Source organism: Thiosocius teredinicola (genome assembly GCF_002009425.1).
GTDB classification, from domain to species: Bacteria; Pseudomonadota; Gammaproteobacteria; order Chromatiales; family Chromatiaceae; genus Thiosocius; species Thiosocius teredinicola.
In genome coordinates this window covers 605,001-626,364 of sequence record NZ_CP019936.1, presented here as the reverse complement: position 1 = coordinate 626,364, position 21,364 = coordinate 605,001, and the positions used below count along the sequence as shown (strand labels likewise).

The following is a 21,364-nucleotide window of genomic DNA, read 5'->3' as shown; positions in this document are numbered from 1 at the left end:
TCGATGCAAGAGCTCATTCACCTACTGCTGGTTGAAGACGATGAACAGGACCGCTTTCTGGTCACCAAGTTTCTCAAGCGCGTAGGTAGTTTCGAGATCGCCTGCACCGGTACGCTCAGCGAGGCACGCGAATGGCTAGGTAACAACCCCTGCCAATTGATCGTTACCGACCTGAATCTGCCTGACAGCACCGGGATCGATGCCGTCAAACAGCTGGTCGAGATCTCAGCCGATGTGCCGGTCGTCGTACTGACCGGGGTGGACGACGTGGAACTCGGTCCGAAACTCGTGGCTGCGGGGGCGCAGGACTACCTTCCCAAGTCGCAGATCGAGACCGAACGCCTCAAGCAGATCCTGTCGCACGCCTTGGTCCGCCACCGCTTGTGGAACCAGGCACAGCAGGCGGCACTGTACGACCCGCTGACCAAGCTGCCGAACCGCACGCTGTTCGCCAATCATCTCGACCACACGCTCGAAGCCTCCCGGCGGCGCGGTGAGAAGTTTGCCATCGCCTTCTTCGACCTCGATGGATTCAAGCCGGTCAACGATATCCATGGGCACGCCGCGGGTGATCAGTTGCTCAAGCAACTGGCCGAACGCCTGACGGCCACCATTCGCAAGTCCGACATGATCGCCCGCCTGGGCGGCGATGAGATCGCGTGGATCATGCCGACCATCAGCGACGCTTACACCGCAAGCGGTCGGGTAACCAGGATGATGGCGCAGATAACCTCGCCTTACCGGGTCGAAACCGTCGTGGGTCCGGTAGAGGTCAAGATAGGGGCCAGTATCGGTATCAGCATTTACCCCGATCATGGTCAGGACGCCGCCAAACTGGTCTGCAATGCCGATATCGCCATGTACCAGGCGAAGACACTGGGCGGCAATCGAATCCAGGTTTTCACCGGCGAGACCTTGACCACGTCGACGTCGTCGAGCCGCCCGGGAATGCGCAAGGTGCGACCGGTGCCCCAGGCGGTCAATTGCACGCGCATCCTGCTGATTGAGGACGACGATCAGGATCTCTGGTTGATCCGCAAGACCATGCCGAAAGACTGGGGGTTCGAGATCACCGCGGTATCGACATTGGTCGATGCCATCGATGCCGCACGTCTTAATCACTACGACGCAGCACTACTCGACCTGAACCTGCCCGACAGTTCGGGGATCGATACCCTGCGACGTCTGCATAAAGCGGTGAACGACTTGCCGATCGTTGTCCTGACCCGCACCACCGGTGACCCTTGCGCCATCGATGCGCTGAAAGCTGGCGCACAGGATTTTCTGGGCAAGTCATTCTCCGACCTCCAGTTCTGGCCGCGCGCTGTTCGCTATGCGATCGAGCGGCATGCCTTGCAGCAACAGAACGAGGAGGCATTGCAGCGCGCGCAGCTGGCAAATACCGACCTGCTCACCGGCCTGCCCAACCGGCGAGAGTTTCAAGCCAGCCTCGGCATGCTGTTGTCGCCCGACGAGTCGCCCATTCAGCCGTTCAGCCTGGTCATCGTCGACCTGGTGAACTTCCAATCGATAAACGAAACCCTTGGCTACCTGGCAGGCGACGAAGTATTGCGGGTGTTCGGCAACCGGTTGAAAGAACAACTGGGCGATGAACACTTCATTGCCCGCCTGGGTGGCGACGAGTTCGCGTTGCTGGTGTACGGCAACCAGGACATCAGCGAGATCAACCAGCTGTTCAAGAACCGCAGCAGCTATCTGTGCAGATCGATCAAGGTCGGCGACCGCGTGGTCAACATCTCGGTAAAAGTCGGCATCGCTCAGTGCCCGGATCACGGCGAAGACGCTTCGGCATTGATGCGCGCCGCAGACCTGGCCCTGCGTCACGCCAAAGACGTAGTTTCGGCGCCGATTGTGGGTTATACGCCGAACCTCGGCAGCGCGGCCGACCATCGCACGCGTACCGAAGCCCTGCTGCGCAGTACGATGAACGAGGCCGGGATCCACCTGCTCTATCAGCCGATCGTCGATGCCGGCAGCAATGAATTGATCGGCATAGAGGCGCTGCTGAGATGGCGGGACCGATCGACGGAATTACTGCCGCCGTCGGAGTTCATGGCCGTCGCCGAATCGACCGGCCTGATCGCGCAGATCGACAACCTGGTGTTGCGCGAAGTCTGCCGTAGATGCCGCGACTGGTTGCCGCGCGCCCGAACGCGCTACCCGGACCTGCGCTTCAGCCTCAACGTATCGGTCGAGACGCTGAACAGTATGGACTACGCGAGCTCGGTCGGCTGGATGATCGATGAGTACGGGCTGACCGACACGATCCCCGAGATCGAGATCACCGAATCCGCGCTTTCCAACGACCTGTACCAAACCCTGCAACAGATCAACCGCCTGACCGATCTTGGCGTGCGCACCACACTCGACGACTTCGGCGCCGAATATTCATCGTTGAATTATCTGCGCCACCTGCCGGTTTCCAAGCTGAAGATCGACCGCTCCTTCGTCAGCAACCTGCCGGGCGAAGATCGTGATCGCATCATCGTCAACAGCTTGATCGAACTGGCCATGAAACTCGGTTTCCGCATCGTCGTTGAGGGCGTGGAAACCGAACACCAGCGCAAGATGTTCACTCAGAGCAAAGATGTCTGCCTACAGGGCTTTCTGATCGACCAGCCGATGGAACTCGCGCAGCTGGCCGAGAAATACGGCATCGTTTTACCCTCTTCGCGGAGGAGTATTTGAAGCTCCTGTCGCGCAACCAGGAGGCGCAGCACGCTTCGCCGGTTCGCTTCCTGGTGACCTTGGGCGGGGGTGTGGTTATCGCTATCGCGTTCCTGCTCTGGTGGGTCGAGCATGAGCGGGTCGCACTGGTGGTCCAGGCCGATGCAGAACAGATTCGCGCCGAAGCCTTGTCGCTGCGCTCACTGATCAGCCGCTCGATGACGCAGCAATCCGCGCTGTTGGCACTGATCGCCGCCGATCGCAGAGACGAGATCCAACACCTGGTCGACAATCCCTTCGATTGGCGCGCACGCGACGACTTCTTTCAGCACATTCAGCGCGTCTTTCCCGAGGTTTTCACATTCACCCTGGCGGATGAGTCCGGTTCGCCGAAACTCGAGGACTTCGATGGCCTGATCGGTGACGTGTGCCGGGCGAGAATCCATGAATTTTCGAAAAAAGATCCGCTGACCGAGAGCGCGATGGTGTCCGAGATTCACCCGACACCGCACGCCTACCATATCGACTTGATGACACACTGGACGCTGGCCAATGGGCGTCGCGGTATCTTCTTTATCAGCGTGCCACCGACGGCGATCGCAGAGTTGCTGGCAGCCAGTGAGACCAGTGGTCGACGTTATATACTGGCGCTGACCGATGATCCGAATTTGATCGAAATAACCTCCTCCGGCGCGCGCGACAAACTGCAGCGGCCTCTCCGGCTGACTGACGACGAACGCAAGGAATGGTCGCTTTCACTGCCGGTGCCCAACTCCCGCTGGACCCTCCTCGCCCGGCCGAACTACAGCTGGCTGGCCGAGGAAAAACGCAGGATGCGTCACCAGACGTTCGCTATCTTTGCCGCGTTCATGGTCGGCAGCCTCGGCATCATGCTGGTCGGCATGCGCGCCGAGCGCAAACGTCAGAGCAATTTCAACCAACGACTCGCCATGCGCGAATCGCTACTCAGCGCTATCGTCGATACGATGGTGGACGGCCTCATTACAATCGATGAACAAGGTCGGATCATCGGCATGAACATAGCGGCCGAGAGGCTGTTCGGTTACGCGGAAACCGAGTGCCTCGGGCGGAACGTGAACATGCTGATGCCGGAGCCCTATCATTCACAGCACGACAACTATCTGCGGAACTACTTCAGATCGGGCGAAAGCAAAATCATTGGAACGGCCCGTGAAGTGGCCGGGCGACGCGCAGACGGCAGTACTTTCCCCATGGCGCTGTCGGTTGGCGAGCTGCACGAACAGGACAGCAGAATGTTCGTCGGTATCGTGCACGATATCTCGGACTTCGTCGCCGCCAGGCAGAAGATCGAACGCCAGGCCGCAGACCTCGAACGATCAAACCAGGATCTCGAACGCTTTGCGTTCGTCGCATCGCACGACCTGCAGGAACCCCTGCGCAAGGTCTCTTCTTTCGGCCAACTGCTGGAACTCGAATACGCCGACAAGGTACAGGGTGACGGCAGCATGTACATCACCTATATGGTCGATGCCGCCAAGCGCATGGGCGAACTCATCGAAGGACTGCTGGAGTACTCGCGGGTGACGACGCGCGGCCGACCGTTCGAACAGGTCGGATTGAAGGGTCTGATCGACGAGATTCTCAGCGACCTGTCGTTCTCCATCCAGGAAAACGGAGCGGCGATCACGGTTGACGTCAACGATTCGGTGTTTGCCGATGCCACACAGATTCGTCAACTGCTGCAGAACCTGATCTCCAACGCGTTGAAGTTCAGACGCACCGATCGCGAATGCAAGATAGCGATCCGATCGAAATCAAGCACCGATGCAACCGGCCAGCCGTTTGTCGAGGTTCGTGTCGAAGACAACGGCATAGGCATCGACTCCGCCGACTACAACGAAGTCTTCGAACCGTTCCGACGCCTGCATACACGGGACCAGTTCCCCGGCACCGGATTGGGGCTCGCCATCTGCAAGAGAATCGCCGAACGCCATGCCGGCAGTCTGAGCGTCGAAAGCTCGCCGGGCGAAGGCAGTCGTTTCTCGTTGCGGCTGCCGGCTGTACGCGCTGACTCCTGAACGAAGTCGGACGTTCAACGCCGCAGATCGGCGAACAGGCCGAAACGCCAGTCGCTCATAGCGACAACCATCGTGACACCGTGCCGTTGGTCGAGGGGCAATCCCGCATCGTCATCGTTGAGCTCGGCGAATTCGCGCGCGAGGCGCTCCATCTTCTTCTGCAGCACAGCGTTGGACTTGCGCGACAGCATGCCGTTGACGACCAGCAGTTTCTCGTTCTGCCGGTCGAAGCGCGAGTCGAAGAAGTCATTCTGCAAGCGCCCGTGAAACAGGTGTTGGATCGGACCGTTCTCAAGCCAATGGAACGTCGGCGAAATCAGCAACTTGATACGATTGCCCGGCAGCAGATCGATGATCTTCAAGCGGTCGAGCCGAGTCAGGCAGCGAATGGCATCGACCTCGCGGATATTGAAGTGGTCGAGAACGTCGGCCAGAGTCCAGCGATTGAGCGCGCAAACCGTCACCAACAGCAGAATACGGTCGCCGGCAATCTCTTGTTCCTGTTCGCGCGTTAGCTGCGAGATGTGCTGCGAGCGCTGATTCATCAACTGCACCAGGTCGGAGATCTCCATATTGAGCAGCTGGCAGATCTGCTCGAGACGCAGCAGGGAGATGTTCTTGTCCGAGAACAGGCGCTTCACGCTCGCCTCCGACAGTTCCAGCACCTTGGCCACGTCGGCGTAGGTGCGCTTCTGCGCCTTCAAGGCGTGCTTGAGTGTATCGATGAGCTGCTGTGTTTGCGGCATGCACTGCCCCTGTTGGTGATCTTCCCGCCGAGCCACCGGCTCTGTCGGTCTTCGGCAAGGCACTCCGGCGAATCCTAGCCTTCGCACCCTCGTTCGATTGTGAAGGTATCACCTCGCGCACCCTCAAGGGGTGCCAAAAGCGACTTTTTCCAGATTGATTGCAGTGGGCGAGCGCATCTTCAACGCTGAATGCGGACCGGCTTCTGGGCTGCACGCAAGAGCACCGGCATTTACCAAGGATTGAGAAGGAACATCAAAATGCAATCAATCAACACATTCCGCACATGGGCGGCGACGGCGCTGATACTCGCTTGCGCCGTCGGTAGCGACACCTTCGCTGCCGGCCTCCTGTCTCCTACCGATGGCAGCATTCCGCCGCTGACGATCAAAGAACACCACGTCAACGTCGTGATCGAGGACGGCTACGCCATCACGACCGTTGATCAGACCTTTCACAACCCGCACGCCACCCCCCTGGAGGCGAACTACAGCTTTCCGGTCCCGGAAAAGGGAGCGGTAAGCGAGTTCACGATGTGGATCGACGGCAAACCGGTCGTCGGCGAGGTCCTGGAGAAACAACAGGCGCGCAAAATCTACGAGGAAGAGAAGGCGGCAGGCAATGACGCCGGCCTGACCGAGAAAGATGGGTACAAGACATTTGAGGTATTCGTGTCGCCCGTGCGTGCGCAGAACGACACCCGCATTCGACTGGTGTACCTGCAACCGGCGCATGTGGATACCGGAATCGGCCGTTATGTCTATCCACTCGAGGAAGGCGGTGTTGACGAGCAAAAACTCGCGTTCTGGACCGCGAACAAAACGGTCAGCGACAACTTCAGCTTCGAGGTCACCGTACGCTCGGCATCACCGGTCGAGGCTGTCCGCCTGCCGGGCCGCCCGAATGCAATCACGCAACAGCTCGGCAACGGCGATTGGCAGATCCGCCTGAACAATACGGCCGTGACCGCCGCACTGACCCGTGAGGATGCCGCAGTCCTGAACGAAACAAACCAGGCTGCCGCCAATTCGTCAGCTACGCAATCGGCGTTCGAGCTGGACAAAGACCTGGTGGTGTACTGGCGGCATCAAGCCGGACTGCCGGGCAGCGTCGATATGATCGCGCATAAGCCCGACGCCAACGGTCGCGGCACTTTCATGCTGGTGGTAACGCCGGGCGACGACCTCAAGCCGATCGCCGAAGGCCGCGACTGGGTCTTCGTACTGGATATCTCGGGCTCGATGCAAGGCAAGTACGCCACTCTGGCGGACGGCATCGAACGCGCTTTGCGCCAGATGCCACCCAACGATCGCTTTCGCATCGTGCTGTTCAACGATCGCGCACGTGAGCTGACGCCGGGATTCGTGGTGGTCAACGAACAGAACGTGCGGCAATTCAGCGACAAGGTCGCGCGGGTCTCGCCAGACAACGGCACCAACCTGTATGCCGGCCTGTCGCTCGGCCTCGATTCGCTGGACTCAGATCGTACCAGCGGCATCGTGTTGGTCACCGATGGCGTCGCCAATGTCGGCGAGGTCGAGAATCGCAAGTTCATCGACCTGGTGCAGAAGAAAGATGTCCGCCTGTTCACGATGGTCATGGGCAACAGCGCCAACCGTCCGCTGCTCGATCTGATGACCCGCGAGTCGAACGGGTTCGCGCTGAGCATATCGAACAGCGACGACATCGTCGGCCAACTGTTGACCGCCACCAGCAAGGTCAATCACGAGGCGCTGCACGACGTTGCGATCGACATCCAGGGACTGAAGGTCGCAGACCTCACGCCCAAGCGCATCGGTAGCCTGTACCGCGGCCAGCAACTGGTTGTGTTCGGGCATTATTGGGGCGATGGGATGGCCGATGTAGCGATCGACGGTAAGGTGTCGGGCGAAGCGAAACGCTACGCCACCCGGTTCGCCTTTCCGGCGACCGCCACCGAAAACCCTGAAATCGAACGCCTGTGGGCCTTTGCCGCCATCGAAGACATGCATCAGGAGATCCATGATTTCGGCGAAAAGCCCGACCTCAAGCAGGCGATCACGGATCTGGCGGTTGAGTATGGCCTGGTCACCGACTACACCTCGATGCTGGTCGTCGATGACGCGATCTTCGCCAAACACGGCATCAAGCGCGACAACCAGGCACGTGTGGCAACCGAGCAGGCCGCACGCGAGGCAAGGGCGCAGCGCGCGGCTCCGTCGCGCCGGGTGGATACCCAGCAGCCGATGTACTCGTCGTCAAGGGCCAGCCACCGCAGTGGCGGTGGCGCGCTCGGCCCCTGGAGCCTGCTGATGCTGTTGCCCCTGGTGTGGGTCATGGCGCGGTCGACGCGTAAGGCATGAGCCCGCACGGCAACCATGCCGACGTCGACCAGGGTGGCGCCAAGCTGCCCTGGCTGACTTCTGTCCTCGTCGGGCTGGCGGCGCTGAGCTTTGTGCTCGCCGGCCCGGCACCCGAATTCTGGGTGTTCGATCGCGCTGCGATCGATCAGGGTGAATGGTGGCGCCTGCTGAGTGCCCACTGGGTGCATAGCGATGCCGCTCACCTCGCCTGGAATCTCGGCGCTTTCGCCGTTCTCGGCGGATTGCTGGAACACAGCAGCCGCCGTGGTCTGCTCATCGGCCTGCTGCTGGGCACATTGGCCGTGGATCTGGGAGTCTGGTTCCTGCTCCCCGGGCTAGACTACTACTGCGGCCTGTCGGGTGTTCTCAACACGTTACTGGTACCCGTTCTGTACGCAGCGTGGCGCCGCACCCGGCACCCGGTCGTTTCAGTAACCGCCTTCGTTGCCGCCATTAAATTGATCGTCGAACTGGGAACGCAACAGGCAGTGCTGACACACACCGCCTGGCCGAGCGTACCGGAGGCACATCTGGCCGGCGCCATCGCCGGCGTGCTCGCGGTGGCAGCCGGCGTCTCGTTGAGACAGGTTGCAGAATAGGCGACCCACTCGCGCACCCAGTGCGACTTTTTCTGTTTTACTTCGAGCAGCCCCAGGACACGGCTAGGCTGCAGACAACTCGACAACAATCGGACGGAACCCCAACGATGACTTCCCTGTTTCGCATCACCGGATTTCTGGCCTTCATGGCGGCCGCATTCCTCAATGCCTTCGTCGACCTCGGCCACAAGATCATCATCCAGAACACGCTGTTCAAGGTCTACGACGGTGAGACCCAGATCATCCTGACGGCCATCGTCAACGCGTTGATCCTACTGCCCTTCGTTCTGCTGTTCACCCCATCCGGTTACCTGTCGGACAAATTCGCCAAGAACAAGGTCATGCGCCTGAGCGCCTGGGTGGCGGTGGGCCTGACCCTGATGATCACGTTGAGCTATTACCAGGGCTGGTTCTGGATGGCGTTCGCCATGACGTTCCTGCTGGCGGTGCAAAGCGCGATCCTGTCACCGGCTAAATACGGCTACATCCGTGAGCTGGTCGGAACAGAAAGCCTCGCGGCCGCCAACGGCGCCGTTCAGGCGGTGACCACGACCGCGATCCTCGGCGGCATCTTCGTATTTTCGATCCTGTTCGAGCGCAACCTCGCAGGGCATACCTACCAGAATGCGCAGGACCTGCTCCCCTATACCGCATCGGTGGGCTGGTGGCTGGTTCTCGGCAGTCTGATCGAAGTCTGGTTTACCTACCGCCTGCCGGAAAAACGCGCCACCCGGACCGAGCTGCGCTTCGAATGGCAGTCGTACAAGACGGCCCGCTCGCTGACCAGCAACCTGCGAATCGCGCTCGACCGCCCGGTGATCCGCCTGTCGGTGATCGGCTTGTCGCTGTTCTGGGCAATCTCGCAGGTGGTTCTGGCCGTGTTCCCGGCGTTCGCCAAAGATACGATGGCGATCGACAACACTGTGGTGATCCAGGGGCTCTTGGCGTGTAGCGGTATCGGCATCATCCTCGGTTCGCTGGTCGCCAGCCGCGTGTCGCGCGCCTACATCGAGACCGGCCTGATCCCGGTCGCGGCACTCGGTATCAGTGCGGCATTAGTGCTGATGCCCGGTATCCGTTCGGTTACTTTCCACGGCCTCAACTTCCTGCTGATCGGCTTCCTCGGTGGCCTGTTCCTAGTGCCGTTGAATGCGCTGATCCAGTTCCACGCCCGCGATCATCAGCTCGGCAAGGTGCTGGCAGCCAACAACCTGGTGCAGAACGTCGTTATGCTGACGTTCCTCGGCCTGACCGTGTTCGCCGCCCTGCAGCATTCGTCGGCCACCGGCATGATCGTCATGCTGGCCGTGATCGCGTTGGTCGGTAGCATCTACACGCTGTACAAGCTGCCGCAGTCGTTGGTGCGCGTGATCGTCTCGCGTGTTATGGCCACGCACTACCGTCTGAATGTGCAGGGCCTGCACAATATTCCGGCCGAAGGCGGCGTACTGATGCTGGGCAACCACATCAGTTGGCTCGACTGGGCCATCGTGCAGATGGCCTCGCCACGTCCGGTGCGCTTCGTCATGGAACGCAGCATCTATGAGCGTTGGTACCTTCGCTGGTTCCTCGACTTCTTCGGCGTGATCCCGATCTCGAGCGGCAGCAGCCGCGAGGCGCTGTCGGCGGTCGGCGAGGCGCTGAGCAATGGCGAGGTCGTTTGCCTGTTCCCGGAAGGCGCGATCAGTCGCAGCGGCCAGCTCGGCGAGTTCCGCAAGGGATTCGAACAGGCGGCCAAGGATGCCGAAGGCGTGATCCTGCCGTTCTATTTGCGGGGTTTGTGGGGCAGCCGCTTCTCGCGTGCTGCTGAAAAGCTCAAGATCAACCGACGCCGCGGTCTGTCACGCAACGTGATCGTCGCGTTCGGCGAACCGCTGCCGATCGACGCTACCGCACCGCAGGTCAAACAGGCCGTAAGCGAGATGTCCGTGTCGGCATGGCAGACCCATGTCACGATGATGCCGACCCTGCCGGAGGCGTGGCTGGCGACGGCAAAACGACTCGGTTCGGATATCGCTGTGACCGACACCATCGGCAAACCGATGAGCCACTACCGCTTTGCAACCGGTGTGCTGCGCTTGTCGCAGGTGATTCGCGCGCAGAGCCCCGAGCAGAACATCGGCATACTACTACCCGCGAGCAGCGCGGGGGCGATCGCCAACATGGCGGCGTTGGCAGCCGGCAAGACCGTGGTCAACGTGAACTACACGAGCACGACGGCCGCGATCGCTTCGGCGGTCAGCAAGGCCGGCATGCGCTCGCTGTACACGTCGAAGCGCTTCATGGACAAGCTTGCCAAGAAAGGCATCGATCTGAGCGAGGTGTTTGCAGGCGTTGAAGTGTATTACCTCGAAGAATTGATGCCGCAGATGAGCAAGGCGGCCAACGTCATGATGCTCGCCGCAGTGTATCTGCTGCCTGCATCGGTGCTCGAGGCCTTGTTCATCAAGAAGGTATCTTCGGAAAGCACTGCAGCGATCCTGTTCTCGAGCGGTAGCGAAGGTGAGCCCAAGGGTGTCGAGCTGACGCATACCAACATCATGGCGAACCTCACCCAGGTATCGGACGTGTTGGATACGCGGGAAGATGACCGGGTGCTGTCGAGCCTGCCGCTGTTCCACGCCTTCGGCTTGACCGTGACCACCTTCATGGCCCTGGTTGAAGGCATACCGATGGTCTGCCACCCGGACCCTACCGATGCGTTGAACGCGGCGAAGGCGATCGCCAAGCACAAGGTGACCATGCTGTGCGGTACCTCAACCTTCCTGCGCCTGTATGCGCGTAACAAGCGCGTTCACCCGCTGATGCTCGAATCGCTGCGCGTGGTGGTCGCCGGCGCTGAACGCTTGAGCCCCGATGTACGCGCGGCCTTCAGCAGCAAGTTCAACAAACCGATCTACGAAGGCTATGGCACAACCGAGACCACACCGGTGGCCAGCGTGAACCTGCCCGACCGCATCGATACCGCGTATTGGAAGGTGCAGGTGGGCGGCAAGGAAGGCACCGTCGGCATGCCGCTGCCGGGCACCAGCTTCCGTATCGTCAACCCGCAGACACTTGAAAGCCTGCCGGCCGGTGAAGACGGCCTGATCCTGATCGGCGGTGTGCAGGTAATGAAAGGCTACCTTAAGGATGCTGAACGTACCGCCGAAGCGATCGTCGAGATCGACGGACAGCGCTGGTACAAGACCGGCGACAAGGGCCACCTCGACAAGGACGGCTTCCTGACCATCGTCGACCGCTATTCGCGCTTCGCCAAGATCGGCGGCGAGATGATCAGCCTGTCCGTGGTTCAGGAACAAGTGCGCAAAGCGATCGACGATGAATCGGTCGAGATGGTCGCCGTCGCCATTCCAGATGAAAAGAAAGGTGAACAGATCATCCTGCTGACGACCTCGGACGTTACGACCGAGCAGTTGCGCGAGATGCTGCTGGCGGCCGAATGCAACGCACTGACGATCCCTTCAAAGGTCATCACCGTGGATGCGGTTCCGACACTGGGTAGTGGCAAGACCGATTTCAACGCTGCCAAGGCATACGTGCTGGAAGAGATGAGCAAGGCCGCCTGAGCATGCCCGCGAATGACGCTTTGGGTGGGCTGCCTACCGGAGCGTCAGCGGGTGCAGGTGTGTCGCGTCATTTGATTACCGGTTCGTTCAAAGCCTGCCGCCACTCTTCGAGCGGCTGCACAATCGCCGGTTCGCCGTTACCGCGATACCACGAGTCGACCGCGAACCGCTGGCCGCTCGTGCGGTCTCTGATTACTGCCGTCCAATGCACCGCGAACAACCAGCGCGTCCGCTTCACCCGTTGCTCCACGTCGTGGGCTTTGAGCAAACCCTGCCGGTCGAACAAGTGCAGATAGGTCGCTGAATTGGTCGACTCGGCGATGCAGTCCAATTGCCCGCGCTCACCGGAGTCCGCTTCGTTCATCGGCGCATCGTCCGCCGTACCGACCTTATCGCCGACAAAACGCTCCATCAGCCCAATTGCACGGGCGATGGCCTCGCGCTCGCTTTCTGCCGATCCAACCTCGGCGAACGCCCGGCGAATCTCAAGCCATTCATCGGCGGATAAGACCGCATTGGCAGTGGCATCACAGTGATAATCGAGACAAACATCAACGGCAGGTGTCGACGGATACCCTGAGGCTGGCAGCCACAGCAGCAATCCGCAAAGACAACTCAGCAGATACCTGCCTGCACGTACCGTGCGATGCGCCGTCGCGCCGTCAATTTGGTTGGAACCAGAGCCCGTCTGCACTGACGTCAGCCTCGGTTTGCGAAATTCGTGGGGAATTCTGCCAGAAAACGAGGGATGCCGTTTTCGTTGAGGGGTTGGTTCAGACGAAACGAATCGCGAAGAAACGGGATACGCCGCGAAAGAAATGGAGCTGGCGAGAGGAATCGAACCCCCGACCGGCTGATTACAAATCAGCTGCTCTACCTACTGAGCTACGCCAGCGACAATGAAACGGCTTGCTGCCTGAGACGGCGCGATTCTAGCAAAAAAGTCTATTGCGAACACGCGAAGCCCGCGTCAATCAATCTGCCGGACAAGCTCGCGACTGGGTCTCCACGCCCTCGGGCAGCGGGAGGGTGTCAGCCCACTCCCCGCCTTCCTCGTTTTTGAGGACCAGCCAACGTCGCTCCTGGGTCGATTTACGTTCACGCACCTCAGCACCGAACCCCTTTCCGACAACGTTCTTCGCATGCCGTCGCGCGTTCGATTCGCGTTTGAAGAGCCCGAGTGAAATACCGTTGTTCAGCGCGCCGGAACGAAACAGGAAGGTATCCTTGATGCCCTTGTCGGCCAACTGCTTGACCATGCTGTTGCCATCCGCCCGTGATGGAAGAGGTGGAATCAGCACATAGTAGCCGGTAACGACAGCGGTACTCTCGCTCGAGTCTTCTATCAGGGAAACGAACCGCGGCATCGATTTGAGCAATTTGTCGGCATCTTCCGCAACGAACGGGCCGATCCTGGCACATACCGGTTCAACCGCGTCCGGCGCCGGCTGCAGTGATTCGGGCTCAGGTGGCTCGGCGATGCTGCCGGCCCCTACCTCCTCAACCTGCGTTACCTCAGGCGCGTCGGCCTGATCGACGTCGGCCGTCTCTTCGGCTACAGGCTCAGGCAAAACCTGGGGCTCAGTCTGGGGAGCCTTGGCCACCTGCTCTGGAGGCGGACCGGCATCGGCCAATGGCGCCACCTGCAGGTCATCGCCGGGGGGCACGGCACGTCCATCCGGTTGCGGCACGGTGGGCTCGTTCTCCTCGGCTCTCGCTTCTGCTTGCGCCAGCGTCGCGCGTTGGCCAGCGTCATCATCGTCGGACTCAGCCGCAGACCCGGAGTAATCCTGGGTGCCGATCAACGGCGATTCATCCCGCTTCGAGGATTTGGCCTGTTCCTGCTCGGCCGATTCGGACATCAAGCGCAATCGCCCCACTTCGGGCAACGCCTGTGTTTTTGACGCGGAATCAGACTGCGAATGCTGTTGAACCCAGATAAAGAGAATGATGTTGGCAATCAGAAGAAATACGACAAACCAGCGCACTTAGGAATCTCCGTCCGCTGCAATCACAGCAAGCCCTCGCAACACTAAGTGGTCTAGTTTAGTGCATGGCTGGGGAAGCAGGTCGAGAAAACGCTCGGCATCACCTCCACCAACAAATACATGCGCAGTCTGGCCGGTAAACAGGCTGGTATCGCCTCGAACGAAATGCTCAACAGTTGCCGCAACGGCATACAGCCCGCCCAATGCAACCGCGGTGGGCGTATCGCGGCCGACAATTGCACCGTCTTCGACGCGTTCATCGCGCGGTATCGAGGTATTGGCCAGCAGGCAGTCGCGAAACATCTTGGTGCCCGGCATGATGAAACCGCCGAGATGCTGTCCTTCCGTGTCGACGAAGTCGATCGTCGTGGCAGTGCCTGCATCCACCACACACAGCGGCTGTAACGTGGCTGCGCGCGCTGCGACCATCGCCAGCAGACGGTCTATGCCCAGCTGCTCTGGGTGGTGATAACCGGATACGACATTGGGCATTGGATCGGTTGATTTGACCGTCTGCACCGACATCGGGAACATCTCTTCGAGCATCGCGATCGTCCGCATCGTGGTCAAACGGTCAACCACACTGGCCAGCCAGATCGCGCTGACGCCGCCGCTTTCGCGCATAACGGCCGAACGCAGCGCTGCGTCATCGCCGTAAGCGCCATAAACGACTGAACCGATGTCGTCGCCGTCGGCTCGTGCAAGCTTCCAGCGGGAATTGCCCAGATCAAATAGCAAAGCGCTCATGATTCGCTCAGCCGGCGCAGACTGACCTCTCCGGCATGGTGTTCGCTGCGCCCGTTCGCGTTGTCGAGCAGCATAGCGCCGGACGCTGCGATGCCCCGATAGATGCCTTCGGTAATATGCTCTCCCTTCACAACCTTTACGTCGTGCCCCAGGTAAGCGTCGAACGCACTCCAACGCGACACGAATGGCGCCAGTCGCTCATGGGTGAAAGCGCTGCAGGCCTCGATCAGCCGGTCAACCATCATGCCGGCAAGGCGGTTACGCGATACCGGCGTCTCACAGTGATTTTCGAGGACGTCCCACGGCTGATCGATACGTTCACCGGCTCCAGCCGGCAGGCTGACATTGATACCAATTCCAATGACGGCGACCGCAGGGCCGCCGGCCTCACCCGATGCCTCGACCAGAATGCCGGCGAGCTTGCGTCCATCGATCAACACGTCGTTTGGCCATTTGAGCGAATGGCCGCGCAAGCCAAGTTCATGCAGTACCTCGGCCACGACCACGCCCGCGACAAGGCTCAGCCCGGCAAGATCCGTCATCGGCAATTCGAAGCGCCATGCGAGCGACATATAAAGGTTCTTACCGAAGGCAGAGACCCATTGCCGTCCCCTGCGTCCTCGGCCGGCGGTCTGATGTTCGGCCAACCAAACGCGTGCGCGCCCGTTGGACTCAGGCAAGCGTTCAATCGCGTGGCTGTTGGTCGATGATGTGCAGGTGAGAAGGCCCAGACTCTCCAGCTTGGCTGACGTCGCCGGTCCGAGTTGCGCCCGGATTTGTTGTTCATCCAATAGCTCTAACGGCGAGCCCAGCCGATAGCCCTTACCTCGCACCGCATGCACGCTCAGCCCGAACGCATCCTCGATCCCCTGGATCTGCTTCCAGATCGCGGTTCGAGACACGCCGAGCGCTTCGGCGAGTTGTTGGCCCGAATGAAACTTGCCATCTGCAAGGCGTTGCAAGAGCGGATCGCGAAATGGCATCTCGATGCGTATCAGTTGCTTGACTGATTGGATGATAGCCACGCGGTGCGGCGCTGCTTGGTGGTGTGATCGATCATGTCGTCAGCAAGCAACCATAGCTCGCAGGTATCGTTGGGAGCGGAGTCGGGGCGCAGGCTCACCTGATTGAGTCGACCGCGGCGGAAGAAATGCACATCGGCTTCGCCGTCTCCTATGCGCTCCAACAATTCGGACAGATTCGACGAGTTGACCTGTTCACCGTCAACCGCAACGACAATATCACCCGGCGACAGTCCCGCGCGCTGCGCCGGACCACCGCTGATCACCTGGATCAGTTTGATGCCGATGGCCTGGCCTTCGAAACGCGCCCCCAGATGTGGCTTGCCAGCGTGGTCGACGCCGTCTTGATTGTAGCCACCGAGATCGTCGGCACCTTTGGCCGGACGTTCGCGGTAGCCGACACCGACCTGTGCAAACCAGTCACCCAGAGGCAACGGTGTCGTGCCATAGACGTAGCTGGCAAAGAAGTCCTGTACTGACTCGCCGAGCAGTTCGGCAACCAATGGCTCGATGCCACGCTCAGGTACACCGATGCCCGGTTTGCCGAATCGCTGCCACAACAGCCGCATCAAGTCGTCCAGGCATACACGATCGGCACTTCGCTGGCGCAGCAGCATATCCAGACCGAACGCGACCAACGCGCCTTTGGTGTAGTAGCTGACGATGGCATTGGGAGCGTTTTCGTCCTGTTTGTAGAACTTGGTCCACGCGTCGAAGCTCGATTCGGCAACGGATTGACGGACACGTCCCGGAGAGCGCAGCACCCGTGTCACCGTGCCGGCAAACAGGTCCAGATAGTCTTGGTCGGACAACACGCCGCAGCGGGCCAGCGCCAATTCGTCGTAGTACGACGTAATGCCTTCGAACGCCCACAGCAATTCGGTATGCGCCTCTGACCTAAGGTCGGTCGCCGCCAGCACCGCGGGGCGGATGCGTTTCACGTTCCACAAGTGAAAATATTCGTGGCTGCATAGCCCGAGAAATTGCCGATAGCCTTTCTCGGGCTTACCCGCGCCGGGCACCGGAAGGTCGGACCGTTTGCAGATCAGGCTGGTGCTGTCGAGGTGCTCCAGACCACCGTAGCCGTCGGCCGTTGCAAGGGTCATGAAAAGGTAGCGATCGACCGGCAGTTCACCAAACATCGCCGCATGCTCGGCGCAGATCGGAGCAACATCTTCTGCGATTCGATCGAGGTCGTAGCGGCCCGGTTCGCTGAACACCATCTGATGCGGCGTGCTGCCAACTTGGAACTCGGCTTGATCAAAATCGGCGATCTCAACCGGGTAGTCGATCAGTGTCGCGTAGCCTGTACCTGCGTAAACACCGAAGCCGCCCCCGTCGACATCGTCCGCGGGCATCGTCGTGGCAACCCGCCAGGCAGATGTCGCTTGGTGAGAGGGATCGGAGATATGGACCTGCCACGCGAAATCTGTGCGCCCAGCCGGGCAAATAAATAGGCAGGTGCCATTGAAATAGGCACGTCGTTGGTCGAGAAAGGCACTGCGCACGGACAAATCGAACGCATAAACGCGGTAATCGATGATGAGCGGACCGCTGCATCTAGCTGCCTGCCAGGTTTGCTTGTCCAGTTTGATCAGGTCGACCGGACCCTCTCGGTCTGACGCGGATATCTCAGTTACGTTGCGGGCGAAGTCACGGATCATATAGCTGCCGGGTATCCAGGCCGGCAACGTCAGCTGCTGTTTATCCGGCAGCGGCTGTTTGATTTCCATACGTAACACGAACTCGTGCGCCGCCAAATCCATGGCAACGATGTCGTACCGTATGTCGCTATTCAACCAGGACTCCCCTCGATGCTCTTGCGGGCCAGCAGCCCGGTGCGTGAAATCCAGACATCATACCGCTGTCCGTCGCGCATCGGGAGGTAGACACTCGAACCGTAAGCAGCATCTACGCCGGGAATCCATTCGCCCGCTTCACGCGCAAACGACCATACGTCGATGCCGCTATCTTCCCGCAGATCAAACAGTTGGGGCTTTTTAGCGCGTGCTTCGTCGATCGCAATGTAGCGGCCTGAGATACGGTCGAGACGATACAGCGGGCTCTCCCCCAGGAAGGTCAACCAGTCGGTCCACTTAATCATACGGACATCCAGTTGCCATTCGTCACCGCGCAACTGGAACTTGAGTGGCTGGCCCTGTTGCGGCGTCAAGGTGACGGCATAAAGGCGTTCACCGAGCTGTTCAAAATCCAGCGAGGCAACCTTGGTTTCTTCCGTGAAGCGGTGGTAGGTATAGAGATTTAAGCCGCCCAGCCCGGCGACCACGCCAATGAAGGCTAAAACAGAGACCGCCGAGAACTTGACCAAGCGTAGCGCAGCGAACTTCATTTCGACATCAACCAGTTAGAGCGTTGCTCGATTCAAACATATACCGAGCGGGCACGATGGGCGCCGTCCTCAGTTCGTCGCTGTAATCCAGCGTGAAGTGGCATCGGTACATGCGCAACAAAAGAAAAACCCCGGCCATTTTCATGACCGGGGTTTTTGGGTTAAAGCCTGGCAGTGACCTACTCTCACATGGGGAAACCCCACACTACCATCGGCGATACATCGTTTCACTTCTGAGTTCGGGATGGGATCAGGTGGTTCCAATGCTCTATTGCCGCCAGGCAAACTGTTGTGCTCATCGCTTACGCGGTGAGCAAGCATTCGGTTTGATCGATCAGACGCTTTGGGTCAGTTTCGCTTCGCCCAAAGATTTTGGGCGTTATATGGTCAAGCCTCACGGGCAATTAGTACTGGTTAGCTTCATACATTACTGCACTTCCACACCCAGCCTATCAACGTCGTAGTCTTCAACGGCCCTTTAGGGACTTCAAGAGTCCAGTGAGAACTTATCTTGGGAGGGGCTTCCCGCTTAGATGCTTTCAGCGGTTATCCTGTCCGATCATAGCTACCCGGCAATACCACTGGCGTGATAACCGGAACACCAGAGGATCGTCCACTCCGGTCCTCTCGTACTAGGAGCAGCTTCCCTCAATTCTCAAACGCCCACGGCAGATAGGGACCGAACTGTCTCACGACGTTCTAAACCCAGCTCGCGTACCACTTTAAATGGCGAACAGCCATACCCTTGGGACCGACTTCAGCCCCAGGATGTGATGAGCCGACATCGAGGTGCCAAACACCGCCGTCGATATGAACTCTTGGGCGGTATCAGCCTGTTATCCCCGGAGTACCTTTTATCCGTTGAGCGATGGCCCTTCCACACAGAACCACCGGATCACTAAGACCTACTTTCGTACCTGCTCGACATGTCTGTCTCGCAGTCAAGCACCCTTATGCCTTTGCACTAACCGTACGATGTCCGACCGTACTTAGGGTACCTTCGTGCTCCTCCGTTACTCTTTGGGAGGAGACCGCCCCAGTCAAACTACCCACCATACACTGTCCCCGGCGCTGTAACGCCTGGGTTAGAACTTCAAACATACCAGGGTGGTATTTCAAGGTTGGCTCCACCGAATCTAGCGATCCGGCTTCAAAGCCTCCCACCTATCCTACACAAATAGGTTCAAAGTCCAGTGTAAAGCTGTAGTAAAGGTTCACGGGGTCTTTCCGTCTAGCCGCGGGAACGCAGCATCTTAACTGCGATTTCAATTTCACTGAGTCTCGGGTGGAGACAGTGTGGCCATCATTACGCCATTCGTGCAGGTCGGAACTTACCCGACAAGGAATTTCGCTACCTTAGGACCGTTATAGTTACGGCCGCCGTTTACCGGGGCTTCGATCAAGAGCTTCGCATAAGCTAACCCCATCAATTAACCTTCCGGCACCGGGCAGGCGTCACACCCTATACTTCCTCTTTCGAGTTTGCAGAGTGCTATGTTTTTAATAAACAGTTGCAGCCACCTGGTCACTGCGGCCCCCAGCAGCGTAAACCGCCAGGGGCGTACCTTCTCCCGAAGTTACGGTACTATTTTGCCTAGTTCCTTCACCCGAGTTCTCTCAAGCGCCTTGGGATACTCACCCTGCCCACCTGTGTTGGTTTAGAGTACGGCTCTCTGCATGCTGAAGCTTAGGAGCTTTTCCTGGAAGCATGGCATCGACCACTCAGGTTCCGTAGAACCTTCGCCATCACGTTTCAGCATTGATTTCCCGGATTTGCCTAAGAAATCTGCCTACGCGCTTAGATACACAAGACCGTCTGTGTTCTGGCCTAGCCTTCTCCGTCCCTCCATCGCACATGCAAAAAGTTCAGGAATATTAGCCTGATTTCCATCGACTACGCATTTCTGCCTCGCCTTAGGGACCGACTAACCCTGCGCCGATTAGCGTTGCGCAGGAAACCTTGGGCTTTCGGCGGAGGGGCCTCTCACCCCTCTTATCGTTACTCATGTCAGCATTCGCACTTCTGATACCTCCAGCATGCCTTACAGCACACCTTCAACGGCTTACAGAACGCTCCTCTACCATGCCTTGCGGCATCCGCAGCTTCGGTACACAACTTAAGCCCCGTTAAATCTTCCGCGCAGGCCGACTCGACCAGTGAGCTATTACGCTTTCTTTAAAGGGTGGCTGCTTCTAAGCCAACCTCCTGGCTGTCTGTGCCTTCCCACATCGTTTCCCACTGAGTTGTGATTTAGGGACCTTAGCTGGCGGTCTGGGTTGTTTCCCTTTCCACGACGGACGTTAGCACCCGCCGTGTGTCTCCCGTGATTGCACTCTCAGGTATTCGGAGTTTGCATCGGTTTGGTAAGTCGGGATGACCCCCTAGCCGAAACAGTGCTCTACCCCCTGAGGTGATACACGAGGCGCTACCTAAATAGCTTTCGAGGAGAACCAGCTATCTCCGGGCTTGATTAGCCTTTCACTCCGAGCCACAGCTCATCCGAATCTTTTTCAACAGATCCCGGTTCGGTCCTCCAGTGGGTGTTACCCCACCTTCAACCTGGCCATGGCTAGATCGCCCGGTTTCGGGTCTACTCCCAGCAACTAAACGCCCTATTAAGACTCGGTTTCCCTACGCCTCCCCTATTCGGTTAAGCTTGCTACTGAGAAGTAAGTCGCTGACCCATTATACAAAAGGTACGCCGTCACCCTTACGGGCTCCGACTGCTTGTACGCATACGGTTTCAGGTTCTATTTCACTCCCCTCAACGGGGTTCTTTTCGCCTTTCCCTCACGGTACTGGTTCACTATCGGTCGGTAGAGAGTATTTAGCCTTGGAGGGTGGTCCCCCCATCTTCAGACAGAGTTTCACGTGCTCCGCCCTACTTGATATCTCATGCAGATCTTTTCGTGTACGGGGCTATCACCCTGTATCGCCGAACTTTCCAGATCGTTCCACTAATCACTGCTAGATAGGCTGTTCCCCGTTCGCTCGCCGCTACTGAGGGAATATCGGTTGATTTCTATTCCTTCGGGTACTTAGATGTTTCAGTTCCCCGAGTTCGCCCCACAAAAGTGGTACTCAAAAAGAGTGGGTTTCCCCATTCGGAAATCCCCGGATCAAAGTCTGTTTGCTGACTCCCCGAGGCTTATCGCAAGCTACAACGTCCTTCATCGCCTTCTACCGCCAAGGCATCCACCGTATGCGCTTATTCACTTGACCATATAACCCCAAAAACTCTGGAATTACATAAA

Annotated in this window: 12 protein-coding genes, 1 tRNA gene and 2 rRNA genes; 5 read left to right on the top strand and 10 right to left on the bottom strand. The window is 58.9% G+C overall.

What is annotated here, in order from left to right; translation table 11 throughout:
• The first annotated feature begins 3 nt into the window (after window positions 1-3).
• Window positions 4-2,709, top strand: a complete 2,706-nt coding sequence (locus tag B1781_RS02955; protein ID WP_078118248.1) for a diguanylate cyclase domain-containing protein — start codon at window positions 4-6, stop codon at window positions 2,707-2,709.
• Window positions 2,706-4,748 carry a sensor histidine kinase gene (locus B1781_RS02950; RefSeq protein WP_078118247.1) on the top strand — a complete coding sequence of 681 codons (2,043 nt, stop codon included), beginning with the start codon at window positions 2,706-2,708 and terminating at the stop codon, window positions 4,746-4,748. Before B1781_RS02955 ends, B1781_RS02950 begins: the two co-directional genes overlap by 4 nt.
• Window positions 4,749-4,762: 14 nt before the next feature.
• Here B1781_RS02950 and B1781_RS02945 read toward each other — a convergent pair whose 3' ends face one another.
• Window positions 4,763-5,494 (bottom strand): helix-turn-helix domain-containing protein, encoded by a 732-nt coding sequence (locus B1781_RS02945; RefSeq protein ID WP_078118246.1) that lies wholly within the window; start codon window positions 5,492-5,494, stop codon window positions 4,763-4,765.
• Window positions 5,495-5,752: 258 nt separating this feature from the next.
• Here B1781_RS02945 and B1781_RS02940 point away from each other — a divergent pair, with 258 nt between their 5' ends.
• The 3 genes from B1781_RS02940 to B1781_RS02930 all read left to right on the top strand — a co-directional run bounded on the left by B1781_RS02940 (window position 5,753) and on the right by B1781_RS02930 (window position 12,002).
• Window positions 5,753-7,834, top strand: a complete 2,082-nt coding sequence (locus B1781_RS02940) for a VIT and vWA domain-containing protein (protein ID WP_078118245.1) — start codon at window positions 5,753-5,755, stop codon at window positions 7,832-7,834.
• A complete protein-coding gene (gene rrtA / locus B1781_RS02935) occupies window positions 7,831-8,433 on the top strand; it encodes a rhombosortase (protein WP_078118244.1) in 603 nt (200 codons plus the stop codon). Before B1781_RS02940 ends, rrtA begins: the two co-directional genes overlap by 4 nt.
• A gap of 107 nt (window positions 8,434-8,540) precedes the next feature.
• Window positions 8,541-12,002, top strand: a complete 3,462-nt coding sequence (locus B1781_RS02930) for an acyl-[ACP]--phospholipid O-acyltransferase (RefSeq protein ID WP_078118243.1) — start codon at window positions 8,541-8,543, stop codon at window positions 12,000-12,002.
• Window positions 12,003-12,069: 67 nt separating this feature from the next.
• Here B1781_RS02930 and B1781_RS22705 read toward each other — a convergent pair whose 3' ends face one another.
• The 9 genes from B1781_RS22705 to B1781_RS02885 all read right to left on the bottom strand — a co-directional run bounded on the left by B1781_RS22705 (window position 12,070) and on the right by B1781_RS02885 (window position 21,332).
• Window positions 12,070-12,414 carry a hypothetical protein gene (locus B1781_RS22705; protein WP_125931845.1) on the bottom strand — a complete coding sequence of 115 codons (345 nt, stop codon included), beginning with the start codon at window positions 12,412-12,414 and terminating at the stop codon, window positions 12,070-12,072.
• 407 nt (window positions 12,415-12,821) lie between these two features.
• Window positions 12,822-12,897: transfer RNA gene (locus B1781_RS02920), tRNA-Thr, on the bottom strand.
• Between the two features lie 79 nt (window positions 12,898-12,976).
• Window positions 12,977-13,990 carry a hypothetical protein gene (locus B1781_RS02915; protein ID WP_078118241.1) on the bottom strand — a complete coding sequence of 338 codons (1,014 nt, stop codon included), beginning with the start codon at window positions 13,988-13,990 and terminating at the stop codon, window positions 12,977-12,979.
• Complete coding sequence (locus B1781_RS02910) at window positions 13,991-14,737, bottom strand: type III pantothenate kinase (RefSeq protein ID WP_078118240.1); 747 nt, start codon at window positions 14,735-14,737, stop codon at window positions 13,991-13,993.
• Window positions 14,734-15,762: a bifunctional biotin--[acetyl-CoA-carboxylase] ligase/biotin operon repressor BirA gene (gene birA / locus B1781_RS02905; protein ID WP_078118239.1), complete on the bottom strand. Its 1,029-nt coding sequence runs from the start codon at window positions 15,760-15,762 to the stop codon at window positions 14,734-14,736. The genes B1781_RS02910 and birA overlap by 4 nt, the downstream gene beginning before the upstream one ends.
• Complete coding sequence (locus tag B1781_RS02900; RefSeq protein WP_078118238.1) at window positions 15,732-17,558, bottom strand: M61 family metallopeptidase; 1,827 nt, start codon at window positions 17,556-17,558, stop codon at window positions 15,732-15,734. The genes birA and B1781_RS02900 overlap by 31 nt, the downstream gene beginning before the upstream one ends.
• Complete coding sequence (locus B1781_RS02895; protein ID WP_078118237.1) at window positions 17,555-18,109, bottom strand: hypothetical protein; 555 nt, start codon at window positions 18,107-18,109, stop codon at window positions 17,555-17,557. The genes B1781_RS02900 and B1781_RS02895 overlap by 4 nt, the downstream gene beginning before the upstream one ends.
• Window positions 18,110-18,275: 166 nt before the next feature.
• A 5S ribosomal RNA gene (rrf, locus tag B1781_RS02890) occupies window positions 18,276-18,391 on the bottom strand.
• Window positions 18,392-18,492: 101 nt separating this feature from the next.
• Window positions 18,493-21,332: ribosomal RNA gene (locus tag B1781_RS02885) — 23S ribosomal RNA — on the bottom strand.
• Window positions 21,333-21,364: the final 32 nt, after the last annotated feature.